14 protein-coding genes and 1 tRNA gene are annotated in these 11883 nt (G+C 68.7%); 7 read left to right on the top strand and 8 right to left on the bottom strand.

Annotated elements, in window-relative coordinates; translation table 11 throughout:
• Positions 1-116: 116 nt before the first annotated feature.
• Positions 117-1139 carry a phosphatidylinositol-specific phospholipase C domain-containing protein gene (locus tag STROP_RS22000; protein WP_187151638.1) on the top strand — a complete coding sequence of 341 codons (1023 nt, stop codon included), beginning with the start codon at positions 117-119 and terminating at the stop codon, positions 1137-1139.
• Between the two features lie 81 nt (positions 1140-1220).
• On the opposite strand, the gene STROP_RS21995 is transcribed toward STROP_RS22000, so the two are convergent.
• The gene (locus tag STROP_RS21995; RefSeq protein ID WP_012015551.1) at positions 1221-1427 is read right to left on the bottom strand and encodes a hypothetical protein; all 207 of its coding nucleotides are present in this window, start codon (positions 1425-1427) and stop codon (positions 1221-1223) included.
• 73 nt (positions 1428-1500) lie between these two features.
• A complete protein-coding gene (locus STROP_RS21990) occupies positions 1501-2163 on the bottom strand; it encodes a TetR/AcrR family transcriptional regulator (protein ID WP_012015550.1) in 663 nt (220 codons plus the stop codon).
• Positions 2164-2274: 111 nt separating this feature from the next.
• Between STROP_RS21990 and STROP_RS21985 the strand changes: the two genes are divergently transcribed.
• Complete coding sequence (locus tag STROP_RS21985) at positions 2275-2751, top strand: peroxiredoxin family protein (RefSeq protein ID WP_012015549.1); 477 nt, start codon at positions 2275-2277, stop codon at positions 2749-2751.
• A 178-nt stretch (positions 2752-2929) separates the two neighbouring features.
• Here the strand turns inward: STROP_RS21985 and STROP_RS21980 are convergent.
• Positions 2930-3006: transfer RNA gene (locus STROP_RS21980), tRNA-Pro, on the bottom strand.
• Positions 3007-3075: 69 nt separating this feature from the next.
• Entirely contained in the window at positions 3076-3969 is an 894-nt protein-coding gene (locus tag STROP_RS21975; RefSeq protein ID WP_012015548.1) for a metallophosphoesterase, read from the bottom strand.
• Between the two features lie 25 nt (positions 3970-3994).
• Between STROP_RS21975 and STROP_RS21970 the strand changes: the two genes are divergently transcribed.
• Positions 3995-4450, top strand: a complete 456-nt coding sequence (locus STROP_RS21970; RefSeq protein ID WP_012015547.1) for a GatB/YqeY domain-containing protein — start codon at positions 3995-3997, stop codon at positions 4448-4450.
• A gap of 72 nt (positions 4451-4522) precedes the next feature.
• Here STROP_RS21970 and STROP_RS21965 read toward each other — a convergent pair whose 3' ends face one another.
• Positions 4523-6928 carry a transglycosylase domain-containing protein gene (locus tag STROP_RS21965; RefSeq protein WP_012015546.1) on the bottom strand — a complete coding sequence of 802 codons (2406 nt, stop codon included), beginning with the start codon at positions 6926-6928 and terminating at the stop codon, positions 4523-4525.
• Between the two features lie 404 nt (positions 6929-7332).
• Between STROP_RS21965 and STROP_RS21960 the strand changes: the two genes are divergently transcribed.
• On the top strand, positions 7333-7653 hold the full coding sequence (locus STROP_RS21960; protein WP_012015545.1) for a WhiB family transcriptional regulator: 321 nt from the start codon (positions 7333-7335) through the stop codon (positions 7651-7653).
• A 4-nt stretch (positions 7654-7657) separates the two neighbouring features.
• On the opposite strand, the gene bagB is transcribed toward STROP_RS21960, so the two are convergent.
• From bagB to STROP_RS21945, 3 genes are read right to left on the bottom strand one after another with little or no spacing between them, the layout of a single operon-like run.
• On the bottom strand, positions 7658-8809 hold the full coding sequence (bagB, locus tag STROP_RS21955; RefSeq protein WP_026274757.1) for an ArsA family ATPase: 1152 nt from the start codon (positions 8807-8809) through the stop codon (positions 7658-7660).
• 54 nt (positions 8810-8863) lie between these two features.
• Positions 8864-9841, bottom strand: coding sequence for an ATPase BagA (gene bagA, locus STROP_RS21950; protein ID WP_012015543.1), 978 nt, complete (start codon positions 9839-9841; stop codon positions 8864-8866).
• A 20-nt stretch (positions 9842-9861) separates the two neighbouring features.
• The gene (locus STROP_RS21945) at positions 9862-10455 is read right to left on the bottom strand and encodes an Rv0361 family membrane protein (RefSeq protein ID WP_012015542.1); all 594 of its coding nucleotides are present in this window, start codon (positions 10453-10455) and stop codon (positions 9862-9864) included.
• A 313-nt stretch (positions 10456-10768) separates the two neighbouring features.
• Here STROP_RS21945 and STROP_RS21940 point away from each other — a divergent pair, with 313 nt between their 5' ends.
• Genes STROP_RS21940 through STROP_RS21935 form a run of 3 tightly spaced genes read left to right on the top strand, consistent with a single transcriptional unit; the run spans position 10769 to position 11819 of the window.
• A complete protein-coding gene (locus STROP_RS21940; protein WP_012015541.1) occupies positions 10769-11158 on the top strand; it encodes a hypothetical protein in 390 nt (129 codons plus the stop codon).
• A gap of 47 nt (positions 11159-11205) precedes the next feature.
• Positions 11206-11361: a Sp36 family protein gene (locus STROP_RS24455; RefSeq protein WP_012184767.1), complete on the top strand. Its 156-nt coding sequence runs from the start codon at positions 11206-11208 to the stop codon at positions 11359-11361.
• Entirely contained in the window at positions 11358-11819 is a 462-nt protein-coding gene (locus tag STROP_RS21935) for a RidA family protein (protein ID WP_012015540.1), read from the top strand. The genes STROP_RS24455 and STROP_RS21935 overlap by 4 nt, the downstream gene beginning before the upstream one ends.
• Positions 11820-11883: the final 64 nt, after the last annotated feature.

Here is an 11883-nt window from a genome sequence, read left to right as displayed (position 1 = left end):
CTTGGCCCGGGAGAGTTATTCACTTATATTTATCGATCTTCGGCTAGCCGTGGCTGGCCATGAAGTATCGAGGAGGATGAGTGCTAGTACGTCGTACGGCGATCGTTGCCGCCATCATGAGCGCAAGCCTGGTGGCGCCGGTCCAGCCAGCCGTGGCCGCCCCAGCCAACGAGATGCCCTTCGCGTCCGCGACCACTGTCGGCATCCACAACGCCTACGAACAGACGGCCTTCGACTACCTGGCAGAGGCGCTGGACACCGGCACCAGCCTGATCGAGATCGACATCTGGCCGAACATTTTCACCGGGAAGTGGAAGGTCAGCCACGATGAGCCGCTGAGTAACAACAACAACTGCACCACCGGATCAGCCCTCACCGACCTCTACACCGGTGGCAGGAACAAACACTTCAGCGACTGCCTGGACAACATCCGGGTCTGGCTCGACGCTCACCCCGACAGTGGCCCGCTCATGATCAAGGTCGAGCCGAAGCTGGGCCTCGCCACCGTCTTCGGTATGGGCGTGAATCAGGTCGACAACCTCGTCCGGAGCCGGCTCGGCGATCGTGTCTTCCGCCCAGCGGACCTGCTGGCCAAGCCCGACGGGGGTTGGTACGACTCCCTCGACGAGGCGGCCCGGGCGGGGAACTGGCCCACCCGGGAAGAACTCGCCGGGCGCGTGCTCCTTCACGTCGTACCCGGCACGGTGGAGAACCGCAATCCATTCGACTGGGCGCCCACCAACGAGCAGTACGCGGAGCACCTTCGTGACCTGGCGGCGGCAGGAGAGATCGAGAAAGCGCAGATCTTCCCCACCGCCAAGGGAACCGCTGGCGACGACCCTCGGGACCAGTACAAAGCCAGCATTCGCCCCTGGTTCGTGGTGTTCGACAGCGGGGCCTCCGGGTGGATCAACCGGGACACCACCTGGTTCGCGGAGAACAACTACCTGCTCGTGATGACCAGCGCCCACTCGGTCGATCCGGCCATCAGCCGTACCAACCCCACCGAGGAGGAGGCGCGGGACCGGCTGCTGCTCCTGGCAGCCGCCAATGCCAGCGTCATCACCAGCGACTGGACCCAGCTGCCGCAGATCCAGTCGATGGTTGTTCCGCGCGGGGGCCAGGGCGGGGTGTCGTAAGCGCCCTGGCTCATGTTGGCTCCGGCCTACGGGGTGCGCTGGCAGCAGGTTGTTGCCGTGCACACGTAGACCGGGCGGGGTCTACTGCTCCCCAGGAGCCTGGTAGCGGTAGGTGTTGGGGTTGACTGCCGCTGGCTTGGGGTCCTCCTGCCAGGCCCCTTCGCCGGGGCGGGCGAGCAGGGAATCCACGAGTTCCTCCCGGTCCATGTCGATCGCGCCCTCAATGCCACCCCGCACCGCCATCTGTCGCAGCTCCTCCGTGTCCAGCTCCGGTATCGGACGCGCCATGGGTCGTCTCCCTCGACGTCGGCTGGTGGCTGCCTTACCCGGTGCGCCTGGTTTCGAACGAGGCGTGTCGTGGTTAGTCGCTTCCGGGCCCGTAGGCCTTCGCTGCCGCGGCTTCCCGGACGGTGGCGAAGCTGGCCACGTGATCGATCGCCATGTCCAGCGCTCGGGCTAGTGGGCGGCTGGACCGGTAGGTGTTGCTCAACAGTAGCCCGCCCTGGAGGGCGGCCATGATGGCTTCGGCCAGTGCGTCCGGATCGGCATCCGGCCTGAGACGTCCCTGGTCGCGCATCGTGGTCAGTCCTCTGTGCAGTGGGGATACCCACGCGGTGAAGCACTTCTGCAACACGGTACGAGTCTGTGGATCACCGTCGGCGAGTTCGCTGGCCAGGGACCCGAGCGGACAGCCACCCACATTCTGGGCCTCGTCGCGCCCCGTGACGAACTTGTCGCGCCAGCGGCGCAGGCCGGCCAGGGAGTCCAGCTGGTCCAGCTCGGGGCGCTGCGCCTCCATGGTCCGGTCGGTCTGCTGCCATGCGGCCGCTCGGAGTAGATCTTCCTTGTTCGCGAAGTAGTGGTACAGCTGCGACTTGCTGGTCCTGCTCGCCGCCAGCACATCGTCGAGGCTCGTGCCCGCCGCCCCGTGCTTGCGCACGAGGTCGGCTGTGGCCGCCACGATGCGTGTCCTGGTCGCCGCCCCCCGGGCGGTCAGCTTGGGGGTGTGTTGCGCGGTTGTCATGGGCAAAGAGCCTAGCAAAACTGGACTTGATGGTCCAGTTTTCGAAACCTAGTCTGGACCAGTCAGTCCAGCATTCTGGCGTCCAAGCGCCAGCGCGATAAGGAGAACGACGTGGCTCGGCTCAGCAACGGACAGCGCTTTCCGAACCTTCAGGTCCCCGCGGTCGGTGGTGGCACGCTCAACCTGCCCGACGACCTCGCCGGCCAGTTCGGTGTCGTGTTGATCTACCGTGGATCATGGTGCCCGTACTGCAACGCGCAGCTCGCGGCGTTCCAGCGGGCCAACGACACTCTCACCGCACTTGGCGTACGTGTCGCTGCGCTGTCGTCCGACGACGAGGAAGCGTCCCGCCAACTCGTGGAAAGTCGTCGGCTCGGCTTCCCCGTCGGGCACAGCGCCGACATCGCCACGGTGGCCGAGGCGACGGGTGCCTATGTCAATGACGAACCGCACCACCTGCAGTCGACCGGGTTCGTCCTCGCGCCCGACGGCACCGTGCTGACGGCTGTCTACTCGAGCGGAGCGATTGGTCGCCTGGTCCCCGACGATGTCGCCGGCCTGGTCCGCTACATCCAGGAACACAGCTGACCGCCCGCCAGCGAGGGTGGATGTCGAGGCCGGCTCGATCGTGGCTCCGACGCACCCGCGGCCCCCGGCGAATCTGATTGCGGTCAGGCGCTTCCGGGGGTTTGCGGGAGGGTGATCCCAACCTCATAGATAGATTTAGGGGCCTGACCGGTGTTTCCACTGGTCAGGCCCCTAAGTCTGGTCGGGGTGGCCGGATTCGAACCGACGACCTCTTCGTCCCGAACGAAGCGCGCTACCAAGCTGCGCCACACCCCGAGGCGTGCCGACAAATACTAGCCCACCCGATCCGAGGGTCAAATTCGGTATCCCCGTGCCGTTACCGGCTCAGCGTGGGATCAGGGTCAGGATGCTCGCCTCGGGCGGGCAGGCGAAGCGGACCGGTGCTGTCGGATGGGTGCCGAGGCCGGCCGAGACGTGTAGCCAGGCGTCCGAGCCGGGCCAGCGGTGCAGGCCCCTGGCCATCGAACGGTGCAGCCCGCAGTTCGTCACCAGGGCCCCGACTCCCGGTACGCAGACCTGACCGCCATGGGTGTGTCCGGCGAGTAGCAGGCTGAACCCGTCCGCGGCCATCTGGTCCAGTACGGCCGGCTCCGGGGAGTGGCTGAGGGCGATCGAGAGATCGGCCGAGGGCGAGACCGGGCCGGCGACGGATGAGTAGTCGCTCCGCTCGATGTGTGGGTCGTCCACCCCGACCAGCTCCACCAGCCGCCCGCCGGCCTTGAGCGTGGTACGGGCGTTGTTCAGGTCGGCCCAGCCGGCACCGGTGAAGATGTCTCGCAGTTCGTCGTAGGGCAGCGTCACGCCCTCGGTGTATTCGCGGTCGGGCAGGAAGTAGGTGAACGGGTTCTTCCAGACCGGCCCGGTGTAGTCGTTGGAGCCGAAGACGAAGGCGCCCGGGTGGTCGAGGAGCGGCTGTAGCGCGCACAGGACCCCGGGGACCGCGTCGGGGTTGGCCATGTTGTCGCCGGTCACCAGGACCAGGTCGGGGTCCAGCCCGGCCAGCGATGCCACCCATTCCTGCTTGCGTCGCTGACCGGGCATCATGTGCAGGTCGGACAGGTGCAGGATGCGCAGCGGCTCCGCATCGGCCGGCAACACCGGCACCTCGTACCGCCGCAGGGTGAACATGTTGCGCTCGATGAGCGATGCGTACGCCAGGGTGGCCGCACCCACAACGGCGGTGCCGGCGGCGAAGCGGAATAGTGTGCGCTTTCCCATGGCTAACAGAGTAGTTTGACCGTCCATGGGGACATTGAAGGACCGCCTCATCACGGACATGCGGACGGCGCTGAAGGCGCGTGACGACATGACCACCTCGACCCTGCGGATGGCACTGGCGGCCGTCGGCACGGCTGAGGTCGCGGGTCAGGCCAAGCGTGAGCTCGGTGACGACGAGGTGCTCGCACTCCTGGCCAAGGAGGCGAAGAAGCGCCGGGAGGCGGCTGCTGCCTTCGCCGAGGCCGGCCGCGACGAGCAGGCCGCGAAGGAGACCGCTGAGGGCGTGGTGCTGGAGCGCTACCTGCCGAGCCAGCTTTCCGACGATGAGTTGGCCGAGGCGGTCACGACCGCCCTGACCGCGGGTGGCTTCACCGGCATGGGCCAGATGGGCCCGGCGATGAAGGCCGCCCAGGCCGCGGTGGCCGGCCGAGCCGCCGGGGGGCGGGTCGCCGCCGAGGTACGCCGTCAGCTCGCCAGCTGACCTGGCTCCCGCGTACGCGAAGGGGAGCGGCCACCCGATCGGGTGGCCGCCCCTTCGACAGTCAGCGAACCGCTAGTCGGCGGGGCGTTCCGTCGGTCTGCCCGGCTCGGTGGGCTCGGTTTCCCTTGGGGCCGGTCCGGAGCTGACCTTGATGGTGACGACGCTGCCCTTGGCGGTACGGCCGCCCGGGGTGGTCCCGGCAGCGGTGCCGGCCGGGCAGTTCGACTCGACCCGGTTCGGCGAGACGACCACCGCGAACCCGGCCTCGGTGATGCGGGACTTCGCCTTCTCCACGCTGACGCACTTGACGGTCGGGATCGACCGCTGGTCCCCGTAGCGGAGCTTGTTCTCTGGCGGAGTGAAGTCGATCCTGGGCTTGCCCTTCATCGCGTCGCGTAGCGTCTCGTAGACCGGCGGGTTGATGCCCTTGCGAACGTCGTGACCCATTCGCTGGGTGGTCTGCGGCCAGTCCGGGTCGGCCATGATGCCGGCGACCGCATACTGCTTGGTCATCGCGACCAGGGAGGCGGTCTTGTCCTTGTCGGTGGTGCCGGACTTGCCGGCGACCGGGGCGTCGACGATGTTCCGCACGTTGCCGGCCGTCGCGCCGGTGCATTTCGTCGTGGACGAGCGGTCACCGACCGGGCAGCGGGCGGCGTCGACGGCGGCGCGGGCCACCTCGGTGCTGATCCGCTGCTCACAGCGGGGGTTGGCGATGTCGAGCTTGTTACCCGCCGGGTCGCGGATCTCCTGCACCGGGATCGGCTCGCAGTACAGCCCCTCGGCGGCGAGGGTGGCGTACGCGTTGGCCAGCTCCAGCGGCGTGGTCTGGGAGACGCCGAGGGTGAAGGCACCCCACTGGTGGGCGCCCTTCTCCAGATCCAGGTCTTCCTGGGTGCGGAAGGTGATGCCGAGCTTCTTGGCGACCTCGACCACGTTCTCCGCGCCCACCTGCTGCTGAAGGGGGACGAAGTAGGTGTTCACCGACCGTCCGAACGCGCTCCACATGTTGTGCACGCCGGCCATGCTGGGGCTCGCGTTTCCCGGGCAGTAGTAGGGGCCGTCGCAGGCCGCGGGGTTGCGCCTGTCGATGGGGTAGTCGGACCGGAACCGTTGCTCGGCGTTGATGGTGTGGCTGAGCGGGATACCCTTCTCCAGCGCGGCCACCACGGTGAAGATCTTGAATGTCGAGCCGGCCTGGTAACCGGTGATGCCGTCACCGCCGGTGAGGAGCGGGTTGACGGTGTTCGGATAGTTGCCGAGCGCCCCGGTCCTGCGCTTCGCCGGGTCGCTGTGTGGCTTGTTCTCCGGGTTGGCCGGGTCGTCCAGCTTGTAGTTGCGGTTGGTGGAGAGCGCGCGGACCCGGCCGGTGCCGGGCTCGACCACGGCGAGCATCCGCGCGGCCTTACTGGTGGCCGGCAGGTTCTTCCGTACCGCCTTGTCGGCGGCTTCCTGGACCTGGGGCTCCAGCGTGGTGATGATTTCGAAGCCGCCGCTCTTGAGCCGTCGCTCCCGGTCGTACGAGGTCGAACCGAACGCCTCCTGCTCCAGCCACCAGCGGTAGAAGTAGTCGCAGAAGAACCCCCACTCCTGGGTGTTGGTGTCGACACAGCCGTTCGGCGCCCGCTTGCCGACGATCTTCGGCTTGCTGGCCTTGGCCTCCTCGGCCTCCTCCTTGGTGATGGCGTTGATCTCCACCATGTGGTTGAGGATGTAGTCGCGCCGGGCCACCGCGTTCGGGTAGCCACTGGGGGTGGTCGGGTCCAACGTGCTGGGGGCTTTGACGAGGCCGGCGAGGAGCGCCGCCTCGGCGATGGTGAGCTCGCTCGGCGACTTGGCGAAGTAGACCTGACTGGCGGCGTGGATGCCGTACGCGCCGTTGCCGAACGAGGCGATGTTGAGGTAGCGCAGCAGGATCTCGTCCTTGGAGAACTCCTTCTCGATCTGTAGGGCGAAGCGCATCTCGCGCAGCTTGCGGGCGGTGGTGTCCTCGGTGGCCGCGACCACGTCGGCCGGGTGGGTCGCCGAGTACGCGATGGCGAGTCGGACGTACTGCATCGTCAGCGTGGAGGCTCCCTGCTGGTAGGAGCCCTCCTGGCTGTTGTTGACGAAGGCCCGGGCGACGCCGTTGAGGTCGACTCCGTTGTGCTGGTAGAAGTCGTGGTCCTCGGCGGCGAGGATCGCCTTCTGCATGGCCGGCGCGATGTCGTCGAGCTTGGTGATGTCGCGGCGGTTCTCGTCGTACATGGTGGCCAACGTGGTCTTGCCGTCGGCGGCGAGCAGGCGGCTCTTCTGGGGCCCGGCGCCAACGACCAGCTCGGTGGGGAGGGCGTCGAAGGTCTCTGCCCCGGCCTTCGCGGCCAGTCCGGACAGGGCCACCGCGGGGAAGGCCGCCGCGGCGAGCACCACTCCGGCGAGCAAGCCACAGATAAGTAGCGATGCGGCGTTGGTCAGAACATTATGATCACGTTTCCGCATCCAGGTCACCTCGACAGGGTAGCGAACCGGCGACGAGCGGCGCGGGGCGGCTTTTCCCCATTTCCTGCGCACGCCGTCCTCGTTGTGCTAAACGCACGACCCCCGGTAGGCGGTTGCGGACCAGGCGTCGCCGAGTCTCCTCTTGGCGCGAGATGGGCGTCCAGCGTTTCCGTGGACCTCGGTGGGGTATGCGGGCGGCAGCAGGCCCGGTACGCCGGGAGTGTCCGGAATAATGGATTTTGCCGACAACGTTGCGTAATCAGGCAGCTACAGAGCATGATGGGGGCGGCGACAGCGCCACAGGTCGTCCGTGCCGCCTTGGGGGAGGTCGGCGGGGCGATCGGGGGAAACAGCCGGCTGGTCCGCGATGGGGTCGGTAGTACTGCAAGGGGGGACGTGTACAGATGGGCATGATCACTGACTGGCCGTCGCTGGCGGCATGTCAGAACGGGGACCCGGACGCGTTGTTCGTACAAGGCGCCGAACAGAACGTGGCAAAGCGGATCTGCCGAAGCTGCCCAGTCCGGTATGAGTGCCTGGCCGACGCGCTGGACAACCGGATCGAGTTCGGCGTGTGGGGCGGCATGACCGAACGTGAGCGACGGGCGCTGCTGCGCCGCCACCCGCAGGTCGCCAGCTGGCGCAAGATGTTCGAGGCCGCGATGAAGAAGAACGCCAAGGAGAAGGCCGACAAGGACAAGGTCCTGGCCGCCGCGGCCGGTTGACGGATCACTCCTGGCCGGCCAGCGAACCGATCGTCCGTAGCCCGTCGATGTCGTGGACGTCGGCGGGCTGCGCGGCTACCGAGGCGACCGGCACGGTCGGGAACGCCGCGGTGAACCGGGCAGCCACCCGCTGTTCGCGTACCGCCTGGTGGGCCAGCGTGGCATGGGCCCGGAGCGCGTCGACCGTGCCGTCGTGGCCGCCCAGCTCGGCCAGCCGGTCAGCGGCGGCCAAGCTCTCGTCGGGGCCGAGTTCCGGCGCCGCCGGTCGGTGTACCCGGTTGAGCACCAGCCCGGCCAGCGGCATCCGTTCATCCTGCAGCCGGCCCGCGAAGTACGCGGCCTCCCGGACCGCGTCCGGCTCCGGCGCCGCGACCAGGAGGAACGCCGTCTCCTGGGCCTGCAGGATGCGGTAAGTCTGCTCCGCTCGCTGGCGGAAACCGCCGAACATCGAGTCGAGGGCAGCGACGAATCCGGACAGATCACTCAATAGTTGGGCGCCCAGTACCTTCTGGACAACTTTCGAGAACATCCCGAACCCAGCGGTGACGAAGCTGAACATGCTCCGCCCGCCGGTGCGGGCCGGGGCAAGCAGCAGCCGCAGCATCCGGCCGTCCAGGAAGCGGGCGAGGCGAGCCGGCGCGTCGAGGAAGTCCAGCGCCGAGCGGGAGGGTGGAGTGTCCACCACGATCAGGTCCCACTCGCCTCGGGCGTGCAGCTGCCCGAGCTTCTCCATCGCCATGTACTCCTGGGTGCCGGCGAAGGTGGAGCTCATGGCCGCGTAGAACGGGTTCGCGAAGATCTCCGCGGCCCTCGCCGGGTCGGTGTGCTGGAGCACCACGTCGTCGAAGGTGCGCTTCATGTCGAGCATCATGGCGTGCAGCTCACCGCCGCTGGCCTCGACGTCGATCCCCTTGACCTGGCGCGGAGTGTTGTTCAGCTCGGTCAGCCCCAGCGACTGGGCCAGCCGGTGTGCCGGGTCGATGGTGAGCACCACCGTGCGGCGGCCGTGCTCCTCCGCGGCCCGCAGCGCTAGCGCTGCGGCGGTGGTCGTCTTACCCACCCCACCCGCCCCGCAGCAGACCACGATCCGTACCCCGGGATCGGCGAGGATCCGGTCAACATCCAGCGGCAGCGCCACGTTGTCGGAAGGCACCAATCGAGCGTATCGGGCCCGGTTCAACGACGCTCCCGAGCTGACAGCAGGAGTGCGTCAAGCCGCTCGGACGAGCGCTGCGGCCAGCCGATCCAGACCCGCCCGGTCCACCCCGTCGGGCAGCAGCGGCAGCTCGACCAGCGGCAGGCCCAACTCGGCCAGGTCGGTCCGGAGCGAATCCTCCAGCTCGCGGCGGACCGACTGGTCGCGCGCCTCGGTCGCCAGGCCGGAGACGGTCTCGTCGTCGGCGGGCAGCCCGGCGGCGAGCAGCCCGGCGGTGAGCTCCGCCGCGGTGACCGTGGAGCCGACCGGTGCCGGCGGTCGGGCGGCGTTGACGATGATCCGTCCGACCGGAAAGCCCAGCGAGGTGAAGTCGGTGATGGCATCCACGGTCTCCTGGACCGGCATCTCCTCGAGCAGCGTCACCACGTGCACCGCGGTCATCGGGGAGCGCAGCAGTGCGGCTACCCCCTCGCTCTGGGTTTTGATCGGCCCCACCCGGGCCAACCGCGCGGTCTCGGCGGTGACGTTGAGAAACCGCGCGATCCGCCCGGTTGGCGGGGCGTCCAGCACCACCGCGTCGTACGCCCGCCGCTGGCCCAGCGTACGGGTGGTGGCCTCCTTCACCTTGCCGGTCAGCAGGACGTCGCGTAGCCCCGGGGCGATGGTGGTGGCGAAGTCGATGGCGCCCAGCTTGCGTAGGGCCCGCCCGGCTCCGCCGAGTTTGTAGAACATGTCCAGGTACTCGAGCAGGGCCTCCTCCGCGTCCACGGCGAGGGCCCGCACCTCGCCGCCGTCCGCAGCGTCGGTCAGGTGCTGTTCGGCGTAGGGGAACGGGTCGGCGTCGAAGAGCTGGGCGATGCCCTGCCGCCCCTCGACCTCGACCAGCAGGGTGCGCCGGCCTCCGGCGGCGAGGGCGAGGGCGAGGGCGGCGGCGACGCTGGTCTTGCCGGTGCCGCCCTTGCCGGTTACCACGTGAAGGCGGGCCGGCCACTCGGTGCCGGCCGGCTCGGCCGGTCGCTGTGCTGCTCCCACCCGTCGAGCCTAACCAGGTGTCACCCTTCGGCCACCTCGCAGACCCACCAACCCGTCGTCTTGACCACGGTGAGGCGCAGGGGCAGGTCGGCGGCCTTCTCGTCGGCGGTGTTCATGGTGACCGTGGTGGTGATGATGGCCCGGTCCTCGGTTTTGTCGTCGACCTTCGGGGGGCTCCACCGGAAGTACGGCTTTTCGTAGTCGGCCGCGTACTTCTCCACCTCGGCGACCTTCGCGGAGATCTTGTCCTGGTCCCGGGCGGCCGAGCAGACCAGGCTCGACACCTGGGCCGCGTCCCGGTCCTTGTAGACGGCGGTGAGGAACTCCTCCACAGCGACCGTGGGCTCCTCGGCGCCCGCGCCGTCCTCCGTGGCGCGCAGCACCAGGAAGGCGGCGACCCCGCCGCCGAGGCAGAGCACCAGGGTCACCGCGAGGGCGATCGACGCGATCAGCAGTCCGCGTCTGCGGCGGGGCGCCGGACTCTGCTGGTCCGGGGTGTGGGGGGCGGCCGGTGCCGGGAGCGCCGACGGATCCGGTGGCGGCGCGGCGGGGTGGGCCACCTCGGTCGGGCTGTCGGGCTGACTGGTCGGATCACCGCTGGCTGGCTGGGACATCGCTCCCCCGGGGGTGGGACTGCGTCGGCTCGGCGAGGCGACGGGTGGCGGTAGACCACCGTTTACGACCGGAAGGGTAGCGGTTGGGCCGGCCGTTGACATGACGCCGGGTTCTGTCCGAAACCCGGCGGCTCCCGGATGCTGTCCGCAGTCCGCCCGGGCAGGTGTCGCATATGTGACTTGACAGCCGGAATGCCGCGCGCCCTGTTGGCGGCCATCGACCAGCAGCCTACGTTCCGATGGTGCCGGGATCGGGCCGTGGGCCGGGCCGAGCGGCGTGGGCACGATCAGGTACAACCGCCGGAGGCAGGGCATGCACGACGTGGAGAACAACCCCCGGACCCAGCTCCCGGCCGCGGTTCGGCTGTCCGCCCCCGGCGGCGTCCCGGACCAGCTTGCCCTGCCGCCCCGGGACGACGAGGAGCCGGGCTACGTCGTGCATCTTCCGATCCGGGTCGCGGACCGCGCCGCCGCCATCGCGCTGGCGGGCACGATCGCCACCTCGTTGAGCTTCCTCGGTGCGGTTGACGCCGGGGAGACCACCGTCTCCACCGCAGACGACCAGAACAACCGACACCGGGTCTTCTGCGACCTGCCCCTGCTGGACCGGTCCCGCTGTCCACGGCCCTATGATCACGCCGGTACGTGCGGGGAGGCGGTGGTCGAGCAACGTCCCGTGCCCCAACCCGCCGCCGGACCGTAGGCTGTGCCCTGGAAAGAACCGCACTCCAGGAAGAGAGCCCTCCAGCGATGCAGAAGTGGGAGTACGCCACGGTCCCGCTGCTGGTCCACGCGACCAAGCAGATCCTCGACAACTGGGGCGAGGACGGCTGGGAACTGGTGTCCGTGGTTCCCGGCCCGAACCCGGAGCAACTCGTCGCCTACCTGAAGCGGGCCAAGGCATGACCGGGCCGTACGCGAGACTCGCCGAGTTGGGGCACGAGCTGCCCGAGGTGGTACCCCCGGTCGCCAGCTACCTGCCGGCGGTGCAGTCCGGGCAGCACGTCTACATCTCCGGTCAGCTACCGATGGCCGAGGGCAAGCTGCTCGCCACCGGCAAGGTCGGCGCTGACGTCTCTGCCGATCAGGCCAAGGAACTGGCCCAGCAGTGCGCGCTGAACGCGCTCGCGGTGATCAACTCGCTGGTCGGGCTGGAGAACGTCGTCAGGATCGTCAAGCTGACCGGCTTCGTGGCAAGCGCCCCGGGCTTCACCGGTCAGCCCGGCGTCATCAACGGCGCCTCCGACTTCTTCGGCGCTGTCTTCGGCGAGGCCGGCCGGCATGCGAGGAGCGCGGTCGGGGTGGCAGAACTCCCCCTGGGCGCACCCGTCGAGGTTGAGGTCATCGTCGAAGTCACGGCCTAGCCCCTACCGCGATCTTGCATGTCCTGCCGGTCAAAGCCCCTGAACGGGTACGAAGCGGAGGCTG

Origin of the sequence: Salinispora tropica CNB-440 (genome assembly GCF_000016425.1) — a bacterium.
In the GTDB taxonomy this organism is placed as follows: Bacteria; Actinomycetota; Actinomycetes; order Mycobacteriales; family Micromonosporaceae; genus Micromonospora; species Micromonospora tropica.
The sequence above is the reverse complement of the archived record's forward strand: the minus strand, read 5'-3'. Positions and strand labels throughout refer to the sequence as shown.

Excerpts from the sequence above, each read along its gene's own strand:
- STROP_RS24455 (WP_012184767.1), top strand. The coding sequence starts at position 11,206 with ATGCAGAAGTGGGAGTACGCCACGGTCCCGCTGCTGGTCCACGCGACC.
- STROP_RS21990 (WP_012015550.1), bottom strand. The coding sequence starts at position 2,163 with ATGACAACCGCGCAACACACCCCCAAGCTGACCGCCCGGGGGGCGGCG.
- STROP_RS21960 (WP_012015545.1), top strand. The coding sequence starts at position 7,333 with ATGGGCATGATCACTGACTGGCCGTCGCTGGCGGCATGTCAGAACGGG.
- STROP_RS21945 (WP_012015542.1), bottom strand. The coding sequence starts at position 10,455 with ATGTCCCAGCCAGCCAGCGGTGATCCGACCAGTCAGCCCGACAGCCCG.
- STROP_RS22000 (WP_187151638.1), top strand. The coding sequence starts at position 117 with ATGAGCGCAAGCCTGGTGGCGCCGGTCCAGCCAGCCGTGGCCGCCCCA.
- STROP_RS21965 (WP_012015546.1), bottom strand. The coding sequence starts at position 6,928 with ATGCGGAAACGTGATCATAATGTTCTGACCAACGCCGCATCGCTACTT.
- STROP_RS21970 (WP_012015547.1), top strand. The coding sequence starts at position 3,995 with ATGGGGACATTGAAGGACCGCCTCATCACGGACATGCGGACGGCGCTG.
- STROP_RS21995 (WP_012015551.1), bottom strand. The coding sequence starts at position 1,427 with ATGGCGCGTCCGATACCGGAGCTGGACACGGAGGAGCTGCGACAGATG.
- STROP_RS21940 (WP_012015541.1), top strand. The coding sequence starts at position 10,769 with ATGCACGACGTGGAGAACAACCCCCGGACCCAGCTCCCGGCCGCGGTT.
- STROP_RS21935 (WP_012015540.1), top strand. The coding sequence starts at position 11,358 with ATGACCGGGCCGTACGCGAGACTCGCCGAGTTGGGGCACGAGCTGCCC.
- STROP_RS21975 (WP_012015548.1), bottom strand. The coding sequence starts at position 3,969 with ATGGGAAAGCGCACACTATTCCGCTTCGCCGCCGGCACCGCCGTTGTG.